This window comes from Roseateles sp. (genome assembly GCF_039595295.1).
Lineage (GTDB): Bacteria > Pseudomonadota > Gammaproteobacteria > Burkholderiales > Burkholderiaceae_C > Roseateles.
This window is the reverse complement of the sequence record NZ_JBCNLU010000003.1, coordinates 159,814-179,228: the sequence shown is the minus strand read 5'-3', so window position 1 is coordinate 179,228 and position 19,415 is coordinate 159,814. Positions and strand designations below refer to the sequence as shown.

Here is a 19,415-nt window from a genome sequence, read left to right as displayed (position 1 = left end):
TGAGATGCTGACCTACTACCTCGAACTGGGCTTCCGGGCGTTCCGCGCGCATCGCGGGCTGACGGCGCTGATGCTGCTGTCCATCGCGATGGGCGTGGCCGCCTGCATGACGACGCTGACGCTGTTCCACGTCATGTCCGGCGACCCGATCCCGCACAAGAGTGGAAAGCTGTTCAACGTGCAGCTGGACGCCGAGTCCACCCGCGACTGGAAGCCCGGCGACGAGCCCACGTTGCAGCTCACGCGCCTGGACGCGGAGACCCTGCTGCGCGAGAAGCGCGCCGTGCGCCAGGTCGCGATGACCGGGGCCTTCATCGCCATCGATCCGGCCGGCTCCGGCGACGCCGCGCAACCGCCCTTCTTCACCGGCGGCCGCTACACCTCGTCGGACTTCTTCGCGATGTTCGAGCCCCCCTTCCGCTACGGCCAAGCCTGGACCGCCGCGGACGACACGGCCGAGGCGCGCGTGGCGGTGATCTCCAGCACGCTCAACGACAAGCTCTTCGGCGGCCAGGACAGCCGCGGCAAGACGGTGCGCCTGCGCGACAAGGACTTCACCGTGGTGGGCGTGCTCGCGCCCTGGCGCCCCGCCCCGCATTACTTCGACCTGACGCTGGGCGAGTACGCCAAGGCCGCGGACGTCTACATCCCGCTGGCGACCTCGCTCGCGCTGCGCCTGGGCGCCTCCGGCAACATGAACTGCTGGGGCCGCACCGACGGCGTCGACCCGCGCGCGCTCAACGCGTCCTGCGCCTGGCTGCAGTACTGGGTGCAGCTGGACACGCCGCAGCAGGTGACGGACTACAAGACCTATCTGACGCAGTACTCCGACCTGCAGCGCCAGGCCGGTCGCTTCGAGCGTCCGCCCAATCCCAAGTTGAGCGCGGTGATGGACTGGCTCAGCATCCGCAAGGTCGTGCCCAGCGACATCAAGCTGCAAGTCTGGCTGGCCTTCGGCTTCCTGATCGTGTGCCTGACCAACACGGTGGGTCTGCTGCTGGCCAAGTGCCTGCGGCGCAGCGGCGAGATCGGCGTGCGCCGCGCGCTGGGCGCGCCGCGCTCGCAGATCTTCCTGCAGTTCCTGGTGGAGGCCGGCAGCCTGGGCATCGCAGGCGGTCTGCTGGGCCTGCTGCTGACCTGGGGCGGCCTGTGGTTCGTGCGCCAGAGCCCCTCGGACTACGCACAGCTGGCGCGGCTGGACTGGTCGATGCTGGCGACCACGCTGGGCGTGTCGCTGCTGGCCAGCCTGCTCGCCGGGCTGCTGCCCGCCTGGCGCGCGTGCCAGATCACGCCCGCCATCCAGCTCAAGACGCAGTGAGGAGACCCTCATGGACATCCTGCCCATCCTCTCGACGCTCAAGCGTCACAAGACCGCCGCGGGACTGATCGTGCTGCAGATCGCGCTGACCTGCGCCATCGTCTGCAACGCGCTGTTCCTGATCTTCCAGCGCGTGGAGCGCATCAACGCCGACACCGGCATGGCCGAGAGCGAGCTCATCACGGTCTCGCTGTCCAGCATGACCCGCGTCGAGAATCCGGAGCCGCAAACCAAGTCCGACCTCGCGGCGCTGCTCCAGGTGCCAGGTGTTGCCTCGGCGACGCTGACCAATCAGTACGCCTACGGGCGCAGCTCCAACAACTCGGGCGTGCGCACCGAGGCGGGCGAGCAGGCCCGCAGCCGCGTGGTCGCCGGCCACTACACCACCGGTCCGGATTTCATCCGCACGGCGGGGCTGAAGCTGGTGGCGGGCCGGGACTTCATGCCGGAGGAGTACGTGGCGGGGTCGTCGCTGGACGCCAACCCCGATCCGCGCGTGCCGGCGGTGATCATCAACAAGCGGATGGCGGACCTGCTGTGGCCCGGGGAATCCGCGCTGGGCAAGGCCCTGTACGTCTACGGTCAGCAGCCGCAGCGGGTGGTGGGCGTGGTGGCCGAGCTGCCCTCGCCGAATCCGGGCTCGGAGGACGAGAACTCGCAGTACACGATGCTGATGCCGGTCCAGCCCAGCTTCCGTGGCGGCACCTTCCTCATCCGCGTCGCGCCGGGCGCGGATCCCGAGGTCGTCATGAAAGCGGCCTCGGCCAAGCTGCTGGGCAACAGCCCCGGCCTGCGCCGCGTCGTGCGCGATCAGGAGACCCTGCTCAAGCAGCGCCAGAACTACTACCGCCAGGACCGCTCCATGGTGATGCTGCTGGCGGGCGTGTGCGTGGGCCTGCTGGTGGTGACGGCCTTCGGCATCGTCGGGCTGGCCAGCTTCTGGGTGCAGCAGCGCACGCGCATGATCGGCACGCGGCGCGCGCTGGGCGCCACGCGCGGCCAGATCCTGCGCTACTTCCAGACCGAGAACCTGCTGCTGTCCAGCGCGGGGATCGTGCTGGGCATGGTCGGCGCCTACGGCATCAGCCTGCTGCTGATGCGCAACTACGAGCTGCCGCGGCTGCCCTTCGTCTACCTGCCCATCGGCGCGGTGGTGCTGTGGGCGCTGGGCCAGATCGCGGTGCTGGCGCCGGCCCGGCGCGCCGCGGCGCTGCCGCCGGTGGTGGCGCTGCGCGGCGGCTGAGGAGAGCGCTATGCTGCGCTGCCCATGAGAACCGTCCTGATCATCGATGACCACGCCGGCGTCGGCGAGGCGCTGTCGCTGCTGCTTTCGCTGCACGACATCGAGCCGCTCTATGCCGCCTCCCCCGCCGAGGGTCTGAGCCAGCTCGCCGAGCGCCGCGTGGACCTGGTCATCCAGGACATGAACTTCAGCGCGGACACGACCTCGGGCGAGGAAGGCCGCGCGCTCTTCCATCAGCTGCGCGACCGCCACCCGGACCTGCCCATCATCCTGCTGACCGCATGGACGCAGCTGGAGCAGGCGGTGGCGCTGGTCAAGGCGGGCGCGGCCGACTATCTGGCCAAGCCCTGGGACGACGCCAAGCTGCTGGCCACGGTCGAGAACCTGCTGGAGTTGGGCGAGAACAGCCGCGAGCTGCGCCAGTCGCGCCACGAGCACCGTCAGCGCCGCGACGCGCTGCGCGACCGCTACCGGCTCGACGGTCTGGTGGCGGAATCCCCGGCCCTGCTGCGCTGCGTGGAGCTGGCTTGCCAAGTGGCGCGCTCGGCGGCGCCGGTGCTGATCACCGGTCCCAACGGCAGCGGCAAGGAACGCATCGCGGCCATCGTGCACGGCAACTCGGCGGTCGCGGACGGGCCCTTCGTCGCGGTCAACTGCGGCGCGCTGCCCGGCGATCTGATCGAGGCCGAGCTCTTCGGCGCGGACAGCGGCGCCTACACCGGCGCGGCGCGGGCGCGCGAGGGCCGCTTCGAATCCGCCGACGGCGGCACGCTGTTCCTGGACGAGATCGGCAACCTGCCGCTGGCCGGTCAGGTCAAGCTGCTGCGCGTGCTGGAGACGGGCCGCTTTGAGCGCCTGGGGTCGAGCCGCACGCGGCAGACCACGGTGCGGGTGATCTCGGCGACCAATGCGGACCTGCGCGCGATGGTGCGCGCCGGGACCTTCCGCGAGGACTTGTATTACCGGCTCAACGTCATCGAAGTGGCGCTTCCGGGACTGGCTGAGCGCCCGCAGGACATCCTGCCGCTGGCCGAGTTCTTCCTGGCCGGGCGCGCCACGCTGGGCGACGACGCGCGCGAGGCCCTGCTCGCGCACGCGTGGCCGGGCAATGTGCGCGAGCTCAAGAACGCGATCGAACGTGCCGCGCTGCTGACTTCTGGCCGCGTGATCGCCGCGGCCGATCTGGCGCTGCCAGCGGCCTCGACCTTGAACGCCGCCGCGCGCAACCTGGACGAGCCCAGCCGCGAGGTCGTGCTGGCCGCGCTGGAGGCCGCGTCCGGCGTGGTGAGCCGCGCGGCGCAGTCGCTGGGGCTGTCGCGTCAAGCGCTGTACCGGCGCATGGAACGTTACGGGCTGGACGCCTGATGGGCGGCCTGACCGGCCACGCGCACTGGCGCCGCTCGCTGCGGCTGCGATTGGCGCTGTTCCTGGTGGCGGGCGCGGCGATGGGGCTGCTCATCCATGCGTGGCTCACGGTGTGGCCCATGCCCGCGCTGCTGCATGCGCTGGGTTATGAGCCGCCCGCGCATTGGAGCTGGGCCGCGCTCGGCCTGACCTTCCTGCTGCTGCTGCCGATCGCCTGGGCGCTGGCCAGCGCGCTGCTGGCGCCGCTGATGAGGCTGCTGCGCGCGCTGGAGAGCACGGTGCTCAGCTATCGGGACGGCGAGTTCGGCAGCGCCATCGTCGGCGACGCGCCGGGCGGGCTGTCGGAGCTGTCCAGCCTGATGCGCCTGCACAGCGAGCTGGGCCAGGCCTTGCGCGAGCAGCGTCGCCATCTGGCGCAGCGCGAGCTGCTGCTCGATACGGTCGTGCAGAACACGCCGGTGGCGCTGGTGCTGACCGACGCGCAGGAGCGCATCGCCTACGCCAACATCGCGGCGCGGCAGCTGCTGGATCAGGGCCGCAGCCTGGCCGGCCGGACGCTGATGGAGTTGCTCGACGACGCGCCGGACGACTTGCGCCAGGCCTTCGCGGGCGCGCAGGACGGCTTGTTCAGCGTCACGCAGGACGGTCAGGAGGAGCGCTACCACCTGTCCATGCGGGACTTCCGTCTGCAAGGACAGCCGCATCGGCTGCGGCTGCTTCGACGCATGACGCGCGAGCTGTCGCGCCAGGAGGTCGCGAGCTGGAAGCGCGTGATCCGCGTCATCAGCCATGAGCTGAACAACTCGCTGGCGCCGATCTCGTCGCTGGCGCACAGCGGCGCGGAGCTGGCGCGGCGCGGGCAGCACGAGCGGGTGCCGGGCGTCTTCGCCAGCATCGGCGATCGCGCGCGCCATCTGCACGATTTCCTGTCAGGCTATGCGCGCTTCGCGAAGCTGCCGGCGCCGGTGCTGACCAGCGTCGAGTGGCTGCCCTTCATCGACACGCTGGGCGCGCACTTCCGGTTCCGGCTCGAGGGCGAGCTGCCCGCTTCGCCGGGCCGCTTCGACGCGGCGCAGCTGGAGCAGGCGCTGATCAATCTGCTGAAGAACGCGCACGAATCGGGCGGCGCGGCGGACGAGGTGACGCTGTCGGTCAGCGCGCCGCGCGAGGACTGGCGCATCGCGATCGCCGATCGCGGGCCGGGCATGACGGAGACGCAGCTGTCGCAGGCGCTGCTGCCCTTCTACTCGACCAAGCGCAGCGGGACGGGGCTGGGTCTGGCGCTCGCGCGGGAGATCGTCGAGGCGCATGGCGGCCGCATCGCGATGGGCAATCGCGAGGGCGGCGGCCTGTGGGTGGCCATCAGCTGGCCGCGAACCTGAGCCGGAGTCCTGGCTCGGGCTCGGGCTCGAACTCAGGCCCGGGTTCGGGCCCGGGCCTGTGCCATCACTTGTAGAAGGCCTCGACCTTGCCCTTGAGCTTGATCATCATCGGCTGGCCCTTGCGGTCCAGCGTGCGGCCGGCCGGCACCTTGATCCAGCCTTCGGAGATGCAGTACTCCTCGACGTCCTTGCGCTCCTTGCCGTTGAAGAGGATGCCGATGTCGTGCTCGAAGACGGCGGCGACGTGGTGGGGGCTGCGGGGGTCGATCGACAGATGATCGGGCAGTTCGGGGCGGGTGGAGTCGCTCATGGACGGTTCACGCTGGGGTAATTCGGAAAACGCGCATTGTCCCGCACTCCCGGCGCCTAACATCCGCCGCATGAACGCCATGGCAGTACGACGCGGCGACGCTCGCCGCGCGCTGATCACTCGTCGCTGCGCTGGATGACCGGCGTGGCGTACTCGTGGCCGACGACGGCTCGGGCGAAGAGGTAGTTCTCGCGCGCGTGGTCGCTGAGCTGGTCCAGCGCGACATGGCCAAACTCGTCGCAGGGGAACGAGAGGCCGCGTCCGGGATGGAAGAGCGACTCGAATCGCAACAGGAAGCGGTCGCGGGACTGGCCGCGCAGCGGCAGGTCGCCCTGGAGCGCGCTGAATTGGGATGGACTCATGGCTGGACTCCGCGGACCCGTGGGAGGCCGGATCCGATGAGCTCACCTTAGGCCTCGCAGCGGCGCGGCACGCGTGCATACGTCGCGGTTTGGGCCGCTGTGTCCACGGGGGCCCCTCGGATGCGGCATGGTGGGCGCCAAGCCGAAGCTGTTCCGTACGAAAACGGTTGACCGAGAGCCTTGCCAATCGCATCGATATTTCTCATACTCCAGATATTTCCAGTCCAGGAAATAACCGGTAAATTGGAAATATGAGCCACTCCGATTGGCGATCAGAGCAGGCGCGACAGCGAGCAGCGGTGCTCGTCGACGCCCTGCGAGGCTTGCCGCATGTGACACGCGTCGAGGTGAAAGCGGCTCCGCGCGCCGCCGAGCACGACGCCGTCATCGACCTGCGCATTCGCGGCAAGCCGTTGTCGCTGGTGGTCGACGTGAAGTCCGAGGTCTACCCGCGGCAAGCGCGCGGACTGATCGAACGCTGGGCGTCGACCAAGCCGAGTTCGACGCGTGTGGTCGTCAGCGCCAATCACCTCTCGGAGTCCGCCCGGGCGCTTCTGTTGGAAGCAGGCATCGGCAGCCATGCCGATGACGGCAAGCTTCGACTCCCGTTCGATGAGGCCTACGTGATCGTCGATGCCCCTGCCTCACCGAGTGCACGTCGGCTCCCTCGTCTGAAGCTCTTCACGGCGGCACGGACGCCAGTGCTCCATGCGCTGCTGCTTGCGCCGGACCGCTGGTGCTCGGTCAAGGAACTGGCCATGGCGAGCGGCATTTCGACCGCCAACGTCTCGAAGCTGCTCACGCACCTTGAGCAGGAGGAGGTGGTCATCTCTGAAGGGCTCGGCCCTGCAAAGGTCCGACGCCTGGACAAGCCGGCGTCCCTGCTCGACGCCTGGGTCGCCCAGGAGCAAGCGCAGCTCGCGCAGCGTCGCGTCCGCAAGTTCTTCGTCCCGGGGCGAAAAGGAGATGGACTTCTGCAGCTCATCAACGAGTCCTCCACGGCGATCGAAGCCTCGCCGTCCGCCTATGCGCTGACCGCCGAGGCGGCTGCCTCGTTCTATGCGCCGTACCTGACGGCGTGGTCGATCACGACTGTGCGCGCAACCTCCGACTGGCTGGCGGATCTGCTCATGCGCACCGACATCCGCGAAGTGGATCAAGGCGCGAACCTGCACGTGGTGGAAGTCGAACCCGCAGGCGTGCCCTTCGTACAGCGGCGAGGCGAGGTCCTCTGCGCCTCCCCTGTTCAGACCTACGTCGACTTGATGGTCGCGTCCGGCCGCGGCCCGGACGCAGGCCGCTTTCTGCGGGAGCAAGTGCTGGGCTTCTGAAGCAAGGAGCTTTTCGTGAACAAGCCTCAGACCGCCGATGCCTACGGCGTTCAAACGACCATCGACTGCGAGCGCGTGCTCGTCACGCTCATGCGCGGACTCGGCCCATGGGCCGATTCCATCGTGCTTGTGGGCGGACTGACACCGCGCTATCTCGTCAAGGGCCGTCCACCGGAAGTCCCTGAACATGCGGGGACGCAGGACGTCGATGTCGTCGTGGAGACGTCCCTGCTCGCGACCGTCGACGCTTACCGCTCGCTCGAGGACAACCTCAAGAAGCTGGGTTTCGAGCGGGGGATCAACGACAAGGGTCAGCGCATCAACTGGCGATGGGAAGTGCGCGTGGGCCACGCCCTGCTACAGCTGGAGTTCCTGGCCGACATGCCGGGACAGAAGCGTGTCGAGGCCCTGCCGACGGAAGGCAACATCAGTGCGATCAACATTCCGCATTCAGCCATCGTGTTCGATCACTTCGAAACGATGTCGATCACCGCCGACACGTTGAACGGGAATGGCGTGGTGACGCAGACCTTCAAGCATGCGGACCTGGTGGCGTTCACGACCTTGAAGGCGTTCGCCTTCCATCAGCGCTGGGAGCGCAAGGATGCGCATGACCTCGTCTATTGCCTGGAGCACGCCAAGGCCATGGATCTCGCGGCCGAAGACTTCCGCAGAGCGATGGGCGGCGCCCACGGCGATGCTGTGCGCGACGCCTTGCGCTTGCTGGCGCATCACTTCGTCGACGATCCGCACGCGGAAGGGCATCTCAAGGACGGCCCCGTGGCGGTGGCTCGATTCGAAATCGAGGCGGATGCGGACGCCGAAGATCGACGAGTACTACGACAGCGCGAGGCCAGCTTCGTCGTCACCTCGCTGCTCCGCGCGATCGCACGCTGACCTCACCCGCCCGCCTTCTTCGGCGCATACCCCGCCTGCGTCAGCCAGGCCATGACCTTGTCCACGTGGTCGCCCTGGATCTCGACCGTCCCGTCCTTGACGGTGCCGCCGGTACCGCAGGCGGCCTTGAGCTTCTTGGCGGTCTCGGTCAGCTCGGCCGCCGTCAGCGGCAGCCCCAGCACCACCGTCACGCCCTTGCCCTTGCGGCCGGCCGTCTCGCGCCGCACCCGCACCTTGCCGTCGCCCAGCACCGCCGACGCGGCCAGCGCCGCGCAGCGGCAGTCCGCCTGCGCCTGACGGCATTTCGGGCAGACGCGTCCGCCCTCCGTGGAATAGACCAGTGCCATGGCGTTCAGGGCCTCAGTTCACGCGCGAAGAACGCGTCGATGGTGCGGTACAGGTGCAGCTTCGCGCCGCGGCCGGCGATGCCGTGCGCCTTGCCCGGATAGATCATCAGATCGAAGGGCTTGGAGACGTTCTGAAGCGCCTCGGTCAGGCGCAGCGTGTGCTCGAACAGCACGTTGTCGTCGGCCGTGCCGTGCACGATCAGCAGCGGCTTCTCCAGCTGCGCCGCGCGCGCCACCAGATTGGCCTGGCGGTAGGCCAGCGTCTGGCCGCCCTTGCCGTCCTGCGGCAGGCCCAGATAGCGCTCGGTATAGGCCGTGTCGTAGAGCGTCCAGTCCGTGGGCGGCGCAACCGCCACCGCGGCGGCCAGCGGGGTGTCCGCGTCCAGCATCGCCCGCTCGGCCAGGAAGCCGCCGTAGGACCAGCCAAAGAAGCCGATCCGCTTGGGATCCACGCCCGCGACCTGCTTGGGCAGCTGACGCACCGCGGCGAAGAGATCGCCGACGTCGACGACGCCGAAGGCCTCGTGATGCGCGCGGGTGAAAGCGCGATCACGGTTCTGCATGCCGCGCGTGTCCAGCGTGAACACGCCGTAGCCGCGACGCTGCCAGTAGGCGATCAGCGCGGTGTCGCGACTCCAGTTCCAGTTGGTCGTCGAGGTGCCCGGGCCGCCGTAGGCCATGGTGATCACCGCGTGCGGACCGGCCTTGCCGTCCAGCGGCGCGAAGTACAGCGCGTTCAGCGGCGTGCGGCCGTCAGCGGCGGTGATGTCCACCACCTGCGGCGTCGGCACGATGCGCGCCAGCAGCGCCTCCGGCGCATCGCCCGGCAGCGCCACGGGCTGAGAACCCGCCTTCACCGCCTGCAGCGACAGCGTCGGCGGCTCGCCCCAGGCGCCGCGCGTGACCAGCAGCCGCGCGCAATCGCCGTCGCCGCGCGCATCGCGCCATTGGCGCGGCTGGGCGCCGTCGAGCTCGCGGCTCTTGCCGGCCAGGTCGATGGCGAAGAGCTCCCGCGAGCGGCCGCGATCACGCGCCGCCGCATAGACCACCGTCTTGCCGTCGCTGCAGACGCGATGCGCGACCGGCTCCGGCTCGTTCGTCAGCGGACGGCGCGCGCCGGTGGCGCGGTCCATCAGCAGCAGCTGGCGGCGGCCCGAAGCCTCGCTGGACCACAGCAGCGCCGGTTGGCCGGACAGCTGCAGGCCGTCCAGCTCCATCAGGTCGTCATGCACCTCGACCCAGGCGGCATCGCGCTCCTCGGTCACCGTGCGGCTCACGCCATTGGCGTACTCGGTCAGGGTCAGCTTGCGCTGATCGCGGGTCAGCGTCTGCAGCCAGGGCGTGCCGTCGCCGAACCAGCCGGCGCGCGCGACGTATTCGGCATCGCCGGGCAGCGGCAGCGGCGTGGCGCGGGCATCGTCGACCTGCAGCGTCCAGGCGCTGACGCGCGCGTTCTTCTCGCCCGCGCCGGGATAGCGCTGCTGCGTCATCGCTGTGCGGTCGGCAAAGATCTGCGCCCGCGTCTTGATCGGCACCTCGCTCTCGTCGACGCGCAGCACCAGCAGTTGACGACCGTCCGGCGACCACCAGTAGCCGCGCTGACGGCCGAGCTCCTCGGCCGCGATGAACTCGGCCAGACCCCAGGAGATCGTGTCGCTCGCGCCCTTGGTCAGCACGCGCGGCCGGCCCGAGGCCTGCAGCGGCTGCACCCACAGCTCGCCGCCCTTGACGTAGGCCACCTGGCTGCCGTCGGGCGAGCAGCTGGGATCCTGCTCCGGCACCTGCTCGTCGCTGGTCAGGCGCTGCGCCTTGGGGCCCTGCTCCGTCAGACGGACCAGGTAGAGATCGCCCGACAGCGGGAACAGCAGCGTCTTGCCCGAGGGGCCGCACCACTGGTAGCTGGTGATGCCGCCTTGCGAGATGCGCTTGCGCTCCAGCGCCATGCGCTCGGCCTCGGTCAGCTGCTGGCTGCGACCGCCCAGGACCTCGGCCGCCGACACCAGTTTGCGCGGCGCGCCCCCGGACACGGGCTGCGCCCACAGTTCCAACTGATCGCTGTCGGACTGCGACGGGCGCAGGTAGCTGACCCAGGCGCCATCGGGCGAGATCTCCGCCTGACGCGTCAGCCGGCCCTGCAGCGGCGGATCCGCGAAGACGCGCTCCAGCGACAGCGACGTCACGTTGCCGGACGCGCCGGCGGCGTTGGCGTTGGCGTTGGCGTTGGCAGCGGCGGCCGGCGCGGCGGCGAGCGGCGTTGGCTTGGGCGACTTCAGCGCCGCCGTCGCGGCCATGGGAAACAGGGGCGCCAGCGCGGCGGCGAGCGCCACCAGGCGCGGCGTCAATCGGTAAGCGGTCATGCGGCGATCAGCGTGTCGCTGTCTTGTTGTGAACTCGATTCTTCCTTGCCGAACAGCGTCATCGCCAGCACGTCGGGCGCATTGATGGTGCGCACGCGCTGGTAGGTCTCCTCGGCCTCGGGATAGTGACGGCGCAGGTAATGCAGCCACTGCTTGAGCCGGCCGGCCTGATGCCGCGTCGCGACCTTGCCGCGCACCTGCGCGAAGAAGCTTTCCATCAAGGGGATCACGTCGGCCCAGGCCAGCGCCGCGGCGCTCTGCCCGCCGTCCCGGCCCAGCGCCGCGCGCACCGCAAGCGCCAAGCCCGGATTCGCGACCATGCCGCGTCCCAGCATCAAGGACCTGCAGCCCGATTCGCGCAGGCATTGCAGCGCGTCCTCGACGGTCCAGACCTCGCCGTTGGCGACGACCTCGATGCCGACGGCCTCGCGCACCCGCGCGATCTGATCCCAGAAGGCCGGCGGCTTGTAGCCGTCGCGCTTGGTGCGGCCGTGCACGACGAGCTCGGTCGCGCCGCCTGCCGCGATGGCGCGGGCGCAATCGAGCATGCGGTCGCGGTCCTCGTTGCCCAGCCGCATCTTGGCCGACACCGGCACCTGAGACGGCACCGCGCGGCGCACGGCGGCGACGATCTCGCCCACCAGTTCCGGCTCGTCCAGCAGCACCGCGCCGCCGCGATGGCGGTTCACCGTCTTGGCCGGGCAGCCGAAGTTCAGGTCGATGCCCTCGGGGCCAAGCTCGGCCAAGCGGGCGGCGTTCTCGGCCACGCACTGCGGGTCCGAGCCCAGCAACTGCGCGCGCACCGGCACGCCGGCCGCGGTGCGGCTCCCGTGGAGCAGCTCCGGCACGATGCGCTTGAAGACGCGGGCCGGCAGCAGCTGGTCGGTGACGCGGATGAACTCGGAGACGCAGCGGTCCACGCCGCCGACACGGGTCAGCGTGTCGCGCAACATGTGGTCCAGCAAGCCCTCCATGGGCGCCAGAAGAATCATCGGAGGCAAGGTGGTCAGGGGCCTCGTCGCAGGCGGGCGGCGCTCGTGGCGCGCGGCCTGTGAACAAGCGGCGGCGGGAAAGCCCGACAGCATAGCGGATCGTCCACACCGACTGTGGATAAGCGCGTGCACAGCCTGCGCAGGAATCGCGCAAGCCCTTGATCTCAAAAGAGATCCTCTACCGTGCTCAAAAAAGTGGCAAGGTCATGAATCGGGCGCTCAGCGCCCGGGTTGTTTCGATCACGCGTCGGATCGGCGAGCGCCCTCGTCGCTGCTCGTGGGTGCGCCGCCTTCACGCTTGAGCCGCTTCTCCTCGGCGTCACGCACGCTCAGCCACAGCCTCAAGTCGAACTCGAGCTGGCCATAGGACGGCTCCATGTGGTGGCACAGCGCATAGAAGGCCTTGTCGTGGTCCAGCTCCTTGAGATGCGCGAGCTCATGCACCACGATCATGCGCAGGAAGGCCTCGGGCGCTTCCCGGAACAAGGTCGCGACGCGGATCTCGCGCCGCGTCTTGAGCCTGTTGCCCTGGATCACCGTCTGGCGCGTGTTCGTGCCCAGCGCGTGCTGGATGACCTTGAGCTTGGCGTCGTAGCGCACCAGCGCCAGCGGGCCGGCGTTGCGCATGAAGCGCTGCTTCAGGTCCTGTGTGTAGTCGAACAGCGCCTTGTCGCTGCGGACCTCGTGCGCCTCGGGGTACTTGCGCGCGATCAACGGGCCGAGCTCGCCGTCGTCGAGCAGCCGCTGCGCCTGCGCGATCAGCGCGGGCGCGTAGCCCTGCAAATACTTCATCGAACAACCTCAACAACTTTCGGCCTACGCGCCCCCTCTCCCGCTGAGCGGGAGAGCGCCGGGGAGAGGGCCGTCGCAGCGCTCAACCCGGGACCGGCGCCGCGTAGTGCTCGGCGACCCAGCGCTCGAAGCGCTCGAACATGGCCTCCTCAGCCGCGTCGCCATTGGCGCTGCCGCCGTTGTCCGCCAGCAGCTCCTCCCCATGAACGACCATCACCCGCGCATCCAGCGGCGGGCCGTCGTCGGTGCGCTCGCCACGCCGCGCGGACGCCTCCAGCAGATCCTGCGCCGCGGCCCAGCATTGCTCCACCGTCTCGTCGCAGGCCTCGGCCAGATAGCGCGCGCCGAAGCCCTCGCCCGTCAACCGCCGCAGCGTCGCGTCGTGATCGATGCTGTTGCCCGGCGCCCAGTAATGCTCGGCCAGCGCCGGCCCGATCGCCGGGTTGTCGGTCAGATAGCCGTCGCGGCGCAGGAAGAAGGCCCGGGTCTGATAGACCGCCATGTGTGCCAGCAAATAGCCCTGGTACGAGGCCGCCGACTCCTGATTCAGCAGATGCGGAATCGCCAGAATCGGTCGCGGCGCGCGGTCCACGCCCTGGATGCGGCGCTCGGTCGCGCGCGCCAGCGCCAGCACCGCCTCGGGCGTGCGCTCGGCATCGGACATCGCATAGAGCGCTGCCTCGAAATACGGCACCACCGCGATGGCGCGCTCGTCGAAGGCGCGCATGGGCTGCGTCGCGGCGATACGGTCCCGGATCAGCGCGTCGGGGATGGCCTCGCCGTCGACGCTGCGCGCATAGCGCTTGAGCCAGTCCGCGTCGCCCAGCAGGCTGTCGCAGAACATGGACTGCGTCTCCGCATAGGCCATCGAGGTCGGCGCGAACTCCTGCGAGAAGCACGGGGAGTTCTGCGCCACGTTGGCGAAGTGCGCCGCATGGCCGCCCTCGTGAAACAGCGTCAGCATCGCCCGCGCGCCGCTGCCGACCTGATCGGGCTTGGCCTCGGCGGTGAAGTTGATCTCGCCCGGATGCCAATGGCCGCGCTCGTCGATCCAGGTGGGAAGCGGGCCGTGGCAGAAGCCGTTCTGGTACTTGCCCGGCCGCTGCAGCAGATCCAGCCGCAGGGTCGCGCCGCGGTACTGGATGCCCAGTCGCCGGAAGCTGCGCACCCAGCGCCGCAGCGCCGGCCCGAACGGCAGATATGGATCCATGCGGCGCGTCACGTCGCCGGCGCTGTGGAAGCGCAGGTTCCAGGGCTCGAGCGCATCAGCCCCGTGCTTCGCCACCAGCGCGTCATGCGCGCGGCGCTGCGCGGTCTCGGTGCGGGCGCAAAAGTCGTCCAGGATGTCGAAGAGCTGCTGCTTGCTCATGCGCTCGTTCTTGCGCAGCTTCATCTCGAAGTAATCGCTGAAGCCCAGCGCCCGCGCCAGCCGATTGCGCAACGCGACGATCTCCAGGAAACCGTTGTCCAGCACCCAGCGCTCCAACCCGTGCAGCGCCTCGTAGGAGCTACGGCGGCGCGCCTCGTCCGGATTGGTCGACAGGTTGGTCGACAGCATGGTCAGCGTGGCCGCTTCGCGCTCGCCACGATCGTTGAGGTGCGTGGGCGTGAAATCCTTGCGCTTGGCAAAAAGGATGCGCTCGGCCTCGATCAGCTCGGCCATGAGCCGCCGGCCTTCGTCGCTGTCGACGATGTTGGCCTCGAACACGCCCAACCAGCCGCGCAGGCCGTGGGCGAGCGCGTCGCGCTCCGAGGACGCGGGCTCGGCGTCGACCGCCGCCAGGTGGGCGCGCGTGTGGGCCAGGCGGGCCGGATCGGAGATGAAGGCCTTGTAGTCGGTCTCCGCGCGGCCGAAGCCCTCGTGGTCCTCGCTGGTGGCCATGTAGGTCGCCCAGAACAGGTCCTCCTTGCGCTTGTGGACCGCGATGTACTCGTGATTCAGACGGTCGAAGAAGGTCCGCGCGTCAACGAGCGGGGCGGAAAGCGGCGCGGCTGCCGCAGCGGTGTTCGAAGCCATCGGGGGAGCTTAGCGCACAGGCATCATGTCGGCCATGCGTCACGACAGCGATTCCCCGGACGACTCGCCCTCCCTGGGCTTCATGGTCGAGCTCCAGCCCCAGGGCTGGCGCTTCGACGCGCCCGCCGACCAGTCGCTGCTGCTGGCGGCGCTGGACCACGGGCTGCGCCTGCCCCACTCTTGCCGCAACGGCACCTGCCGCGCCTGCATCGCCCGGTTGGTGTCGGGCCGCGTCGAGTACCTGATCGACTGGCCCGGCCTGTTGCGCGAGGAAAAGGGCGAGGGCTGGATCCTGCCTTGCGTGGCCTGCGCACGCACGGATCTGGTGCTGGATCAGCCGCAGGCGATCAATTTCTTTGACGTGCCGGTGCCGCCCGGGGCGGTCGGGGGTACTGCCGCGCTCCCCCCCTCTCCCCCGCCCTCTCCCGCCCCGCGGGAGAGGGAGTAATTCCCACCTTCCGCGCCGTAGTTCACGGCTTCCCCCCCTGTTCCCTCGATCAGCATTAACCCGAAGCAGGCAGCATTCGGTCCGTTCAAAGAAGGACGTCGAGATGCTGAATCTGAATCAATGGCGGCTGCGCAGCCGCGTGCTGGCCGGCTTCGCGCTGGTGATCGTGCTGATGGCGGTGGCCTCGGCGGTGGGCGTGATCCGCGTGTCCATGCTGCATCAGCGCATCGAGCGCCTGGTCGCGGTGGACATGCGCACGCTGGAGCTGTCGCGCCAATGGGCCGGCCTGACGGAAGGCAACATCCAGCGCCGCATCGTGCAGCTGGTGGTCGAGGACGAGAGCTTCGTGAAGGCCTTCACCTCGCGCTCCAAGGAGCTGTCCGCGCGCATCGACGCCATCCAGAAGGAGCTCGAGGACAACATCAAGGAAGGCGACGGCAAGCGGCTGATCGGCGAGATCGGCACGGCCCGCAAGAAGTACCAGGACGCCCGCGACGCGGTCACCAAGGCCAAGGCCGCCGGCGAGGACGTCAAGCCGCTGGCCGCCTCGCAGCTGATCCCGGCGATGAACGAGTACCTCGCCGCCATCGACCGCTTCGCCGACTACACCCGCGAGCTGCTCGAGACCGCGCGCGACGAGGCGCAGGCCGAGGCCGCCAGCACCCGCACGCTGGTGATCGCGCTGATGGTCGCGGCCATCGCGCTGGGCGTGGGCATCGCGCTGGTGATCACGCGCTCGGTGACCGAGCCGCTGTCGCAGGCTCAAGCGCTCAGCCAGGCCATCGCCGACGGCGACCTGAGCCGACGCGATTCGGGTGAGGACGCCGACACCGGCGGCGACGAAGTGGCCGCGCTACGCCGCTCGCTGCGCGAGATGCAGGCCAAGCTGGCCACGACGATCGCGGGCGTGCGCACCGCCGCCGATCAAGTCCGTCACGCGTCGAGCGAGATCGCCACCGGAAACGCCGATCTGTCCAACCGCACCGAGCAGGCCGCCAGCAGCCTCGAAGAGACCGGCGCCGCCATGGCCACGCTGGCCGAGGGCGTCAAGCTGAACGCCGACTCCGCGCGCGAGGCCGACTCGCTGGCGCAGACCGCCTCGCAGGTCGCGGGACGCGGCGGCGAGATGGTGGGTCAGGTGGTCTCGACGATGAACGAGATCCAGCAGTCGTCCAACAAGATCGTCGACATCATCGGCGTCATCGACGGCATCGCCTTCCAGACCAACATCCTCGCGCTGAACGCCGCGGTGGAAGCGGCCCGCGCCGGCGAGCAGGGCCGCGGCTTCGCGGTGGTCGCGAGCGAAGTGCGCTCGCTGGCGCAGCGCAGCGCGGAAGCGGCCAAGGAGATCAAGACGCTGATCTCGGCCTCGGTCGAGCGCGTGGATGGCGGCACGCGCCTGGTCGGCGAGACCGGCGAGACGATGCGCGAGATCGTCACCAGCGTCGAGCGCGTGACCCGCATCATCGGCGAGATCTCCAGCTCCAGCGCCGCGCAGTCGCTGACCCTGGGCGAGATCGGCCAGGCGGTGCGGCAGCTCGATCAGATGACGCAGCAGAACGCCGCGCTGGTCGAGGAATCGGCCGCGGCGGCCGAGTCGCTCAGGGACCAATCCGCGCAGCTGGTCGACGCGGTGGCGAGCTTCCGGCTCTGATCGCAGGCTCCGCCCGAGCGGGGGGAGCTCAAATGAAAACGCGGCCAGTGATGAACTGGCCGCGTTTTTCCTTGCCTGGGGTCAGGCCTTGCGGATCTCGGGCAGCTCGATCTTGACCTCGAGCACCTCGAGGTCGTCCTGCCGCTCCATGTGCACCTTGATGTCGTCCGGATTGATCGACACGTATTTGGAGATCACCGCCAGCAGCTCGCGCTGCAGTTGCGGCAGGTAGTCCGGGCTGGTGCTCCGGCCATTGCGTTCATGGGCGAGGATCAGCTGCAGCCGCTCCTTGGCGACGCTCGCGGTGCTTTTCTTCTCGCCCAGGAAGAAGGACATGAATCCCATGGGGTCTCCCTCTTTCTATCAGCGGCTGAACAGGCGCTTGAAGAAGCCCGGCTTGACGGCCTCGACGAAACGCATCGGCTTGTCCTCGCCCAGGAAGCGGGCGACGACGTCGGCATAGGCCTCGGCAACATCCGTGCCCTTGAGGTGGATCGCCGGCAGACCTTGGTTGGAGGCCTGCAGCACGCTCTCGCTCTCGGGGATCACGCCGATCAGCGGCGTGCGCAGGATCTCGTGGATGTCTTCCAGCGACAACATCTGGCCGCCCTCGACCCGGTTGGGGTTGTAGCGCGTGATCAGCAAGTGCTCCTTGACGGGCTCCGTGCCTTCGATCGCGCGCTTGGTCTTGCTGTTGAGCATACCCAGGATGCGATCGCTGTCGCGCACCGACGAGACTTCCGGGTTGGTCACCACCAGCGCCTCGTCGGCGTAATGCATGGCCATCAGCGCGCCGGTCTCGATGCCGGCCGGCGAGTCGCAGACGATGTAGTCGAACTCCATGGTCTTGAGCTCTTCCAGCACGCGCTCGACGCCCTCCTGCTTGAGCGCGTCCTTGTCGCGCGTCTGCGAGGCGGCCAGGATGAAGAGCTTGTCCAGCTGCTTGTCCTTGATCAGCGCCTGGCCCAGCTTGACCTCGTCGTTGATGACGTTGATCAGGTCGTACACGACGCGGCGCTCGCAACCCATGATCAGGTCGAGGTTGCGCAGGCCGACGTCGAAGTCGATGACGGCCGTCTTGTAGCCGCGCATCGCGAGGCCGGTGGCAAAGCTGGCGCTGGTCGTGGTCTTGCCCACGCCGCCTTTACCGGAGGTCACCACAACGATCTTGGTCATGGGTCGAAGTCCTTCTTTCAATGTGTCTGGTGGGGATGGTCCGCCGGCCTCAAGCGCCCAGCGGCTCCATCAGCAGCTTCTCGCCGTCCAGGCGGATCTGCGCGGCCTTGCCCCGGACGTTGTCCGGCAGCGGGTTCTCACTGGTGCGGTAGATGCCGGCGATGGCGATCAACTCCGCCTCCAGCACCTGCGCGAAGATGCGCGCCGACGTGTTGCCCCGCGCGCCGGCGATGGCCTTGCCGCGCAGCGGCGCATAGACATGGATGTTGCCGTCGGCCAGCACCTCGGCGCCGTGGTTGACCGCCGCCAGCACCACCAGGTCCGCGCCCTTGGCGTAGACCTGCTGACCCGAGCGCAGCGGCTTGTCGACGTAGACCGTCTTGGCCTCCGCCACCACCGGCACTTCGACCGGGCGTTCGACGATCACTTCCTTGACGACCTGCTGGACGACCTTCTCGACGCGCGGCTCGGCGCGCGCCGGTTCGTCGGGCGCCTCGGCCAGACCGAGCGCGGCGGCCTGCGCCAGCTCGGCGGCGTTCGCGCCGATCACGCCCACCGGTTGCAGCCGGTGACGGCGCAGCAGCGGGAGCAGCGCGGCCAGATCGACGCGGGCGGCGGGCTCGGTGGCCGCATTCGCGGAAGCGGCCGGCGCGGGGTCCAGGCTCAACTCGCCCTGCGCGCGTGCGGTCGCTTCGCTCTCTGCTGAAGCGACGCCCGTCACCTCCATGAGCACATCGGCCTCCGCCGCCGGAAGCTGACCGAGATCGATCAGCAACGGGTCGTGGTGAAACGCGTCGGGCGTCTCGCCCAGCTTGGCCGACAACTCGCGATCCAGCGCGGCCGCGTCGGCCGTCTTCAGGACGCACGAGAGCAGGCTCAGCGAGGCGCTCTTCAATTCAAAAAGGTCGGGAGTCTTGCTGCCTGCCGCTGCCTGCGTCATGAAAGAAATGGGGAATGCGATTGCAAAGGCGCGGATTTTAGCGGTCCCCGCGAGCCCACCTTTTAGGGGCCTTCCTGGTGATGGCGTGACGAAGGCTGTCATGTGTCGGTCGCGCCACTGCCACAAATTCGGGCACACCACCGAAATACCGGTCGTGACAAGCACTTGCAACGCTCGTCGCCAGGAGACGCACATGCTTGTCCACAGGAGCGGGGGACAGCTCACCCGCCCGGGGGAGGCCGCGCAGTACCGCCGGGTCGCTTCTTCCAGGGTCAGCACCGCGTTGTCAACCTAAAAATCGCGGAGCCGGGGCTTGACTTATCCCCATCGAGCCGCTCTCGCCCCTTCCCGCCCCGCCGTGCTGCGACGCAGCTGCTCGTTTTCCCGCAAGCGCTGCAAGTCGTTGATTCATATAGAGAGATTTTCTCTGCCCGGAAAAGTGGCACGGAACTTCAGGGGTCGGTCAATCAAGGGCTTAGCGCGC

The 19,415-nt window shown here is 68.9% G+C and carries 18 protein-coding genes; 8 read left to right on the top strand and 10 right to left on the bottom strand.

Annotated elements, in window-relative coordinates; translation table 11 throughout:
- Positions 1–4 precede the first annotated feature (4 nt).
- Genes ABDW59_RS04000 through ABDW59_RS03985 form a run of 4 tightly spaced genes read left to right on the top strand, consistent with a single transcriptional unit; the run spans position 5 to position 5,308 of the window.
- A complete protein-coding gene (locus ABDW59_RS04000) occupies positions 5–1,318 on the top strand; it encodes an ABC transporter permease (protein ID WP_343628183.1) in 1,314 nt (437 codons plus the stop codon).
- A 10-nt stretch (positions 1,319–1,328) separates the two neighbouring features.
- Complete coding sequence (locus ABDW59_RS03995) at positions 1,329–2,561, top strand: FtsX-like permease family protein (RefSeq protein WP_343628182.1); 1,233 nt, start codon at positions 1,329–1,331, stop codon at positions 2,559–2,561.
- Positions 2,562–2,585: 24 nt separating this feature from the next.
- The gene (locus ABDW59_RS03990) at positions 2,586–3,926 is read left to right on the top strand and encodes a sigma-54 dependent transcriptional regulator (RefSeq protein ID WP_343628181.1); all 1,341 of its coding nucleotides are present in this window, start codon (positions 2,586–2,588) and stop codon (positions 3,924–3,926) included.
- Positions 3,926–5,308 carry a PAS domain-containing sensor histidine kinase gene (locus ABDW59_RS03985; RefSeq protein WP_343628180.1) on the top strand — a complete coding sequence of 461 codons (1,383 nt, stop codon included), beginning with the start codon at positions 3,926–3,928 and terminating at the stop codon, positions 5,306–5,308. The genes ABDW59_RS03990 and ABDW59_RS03985 overlap by 1 nt, the downstream gene beginning before the upstream one ends.
- Positions 5,309–5,372: 64 nt before the next feature.
- Here ABDW59_RS03985 and ABDW59_RS03980 read toward each other — a convergent pair whose 3' ends face one another.
- Complete coding sequence (locus ABDW59_RS03980) at positions 5,373–5,618, bottom strand: DUF3297 family protein (protein WP_343628178.1); 246 nt, start codon at positions 5,616–5,618, stop codon at positions 5,373–5,375.
- A 116-nt stretch (positions 5,619–5,734) separates the two neighbouring features.
- Entirely contained in the window at positions 5,735–5,980 is a 246-nt protein-coding gene (locus tag ABDW59_RS03975) for a hypothetical protein (RefSeq protein ID WP_343628177.1), read from the bottom strand.
- Positions 5,981–6,231: 251 nt separating this feature from the next.
- Between ABDW59_RS03975 and ABDW59_RS03970 the strand changes: the two genes are divergently transcribed.
- Entirely contained in the window at positions 6,232–7,311 is a 1,080-nt protein-coding gene (locus ABDW59_RS03970; protein WP_343628176.1) for a MarR family transcriptional regulator, read from the top strand.
- Between the two features lie 15 nt (positions 7,312–7,326).
- Positions 7,327–8,208, top strand: a complete 882-nt coding sequence (locus ABDW59_RS03965; protein WP_343628175.1) for an antitoxin — start codon at positions 7,327–7,329, stop codon at positions 8,206–8,208.
- 2 nt (positions 8,209–8,210) lie between these two features.
- On the opposite strand, the gene ABDW59_RS03960 is transcribed toward ABDW59_RS03965, so the two are convergent.
- The 5 genes from ABDW59_RS03960 to ABDW59_RS03940 form a co-directional block, all read right to left on the bottom strand.
- Complete coding sequence (locus tag ABDW59_RS03960) at positions 8,211–8,555, bottom strand: translation initiation factor Sui1 (RefSeq protein WP_343628174.1); 345 nt, start codon at positions 8,553–8,555, stop codon at positions 8,211–8,213.
- 5 nt (positions 8,556–8,560) lie between these two features.
- Positions 8,561–10,912, bottom strand: a complete 2,352-nt coding sequence (locus ABDW59_RS03955) for an alpha/beta fold hydrolase (protein ID WP_343628173.1) — start codon at positions 10,910–10,912, stop codon at positions 8,561–8,563.
- Complete coding sequence (locus ABDW59_RS03950) at positions 10,909–11,904, bottom strand: tRNA-dihydrouridine synthase (protein WP_343628171.1); 996 nt, start codon at positions 11,902–11,904, stop codon at positions 10,909–10,911. Before ABDW59_RS03950 ends, ABDW59_RS03955 begins: the two co-directional genes overlap by 4 nt.
- Before the next feature lie 240 nt (positions 11,905–12,144).
- Positions 12,145–12,696 carry a YgjP-like metallopeptidase domain-containing protein gene (locus ABDW59_RS03945; protein ID WP_343628170.1) on the bottom strand — a complete coding sequence of 184 codons (552 nt, stop codon included), beginning with the start codon at positions 12,694–12,696 and terminating at the stop codon, positions 12,145–12,147.
- An 82-nt stretch (positions 12,697–12,778) separates the two neighbouring features.
- Positions 12,779–14,713: a M3 family metallopeptidase gene (locus ABDW59_RS03940; RefSeq protein ID WP_343628169.1), complete on the bottom strand. Its 1,935-nt coding sequence runs from the start codon at positions 14,711–14,713 to the stop codon at positions 12,779–12,781.
- Positions 14,714–14,795: 82 nt separating this feature from the next.
- Between ABDW59_RS03940 and ABDW59_RS03935 the strand changes: the two genes are divergently transcribed.
- Positions 14,796–15,161 carry a 2Fe-2S iron-sulfur cluster-binding protein gene (locus ABDW59_RS03935; RefSeq protein WP_343628249.1) on the top strand — a complete coding sequence of 122 codons (366 nt, stop codon included), beginning with the start codon at positions 14,796–14,798 and terminating at the stop codon, positions 15,159–15,161.
- Between the two features lie 103 nt (positions 15,162–15,264).
- The gene (locus tag ABDW59_RS03930) at positions 15,265–16,815 is read left to right on the top strand and encodes a methyl-accepting chemotaxis protein (RefSeq protein WP_343628168.1); all 1,551 of its coding nucleotides are present in this window, start codon (positions 15,265–15,267) and stop codon (positions 16,813–16,815) included.
- A gap of 81 nt (positions 16,816–16,896) precedes the next feature.
- Here the strand turns inward: ABDW59_RS03930 and minE are convergent, their stop codons facing one another.
- The 3 genes from minE to minC are packed head-to-tail and all read right to left on the bottom strand — an operon-like array spanning position 16,897 to position 18,931.
- Entirely contained in the window at positions 16,897–17,160 is a 264-nt protein-coding gene (gene minE, locus ABDW59_RS03925) for a cell division topological specificity factor MinE (protein WP_067068013.1), read from the bottom strand.
- Positions 17,161–17,178: 18 nt separating this feature from the next.
- On the bottom strand, positions 17,179–17,991 hold the full coding sequence (gene minD, locus ABDW59_RS03920) for a septum site-determining protein MinD (protein WP_343628167.1): 813 nt from the start codon (positions 17,989–17,991) through the stop codon (positions 17,179–17,181).
- 49 nt (positions 17,992–18,040) lie between these two features.
- The gene (gene minC / locus ABDW59_RS03915; protein ID WP_343628166.1) at positions 18,041–18,931 is read right to left on the bottom strand and encodes a septum site-determining protein MinC; all 891 of its coding nucleotides are present in this window, start codon (positions 18,929–18,931) and stop codon (positions 18,041–18,043) included.
- Positions 18,932–19,415 lie beyond the last annotated feature (484 nt).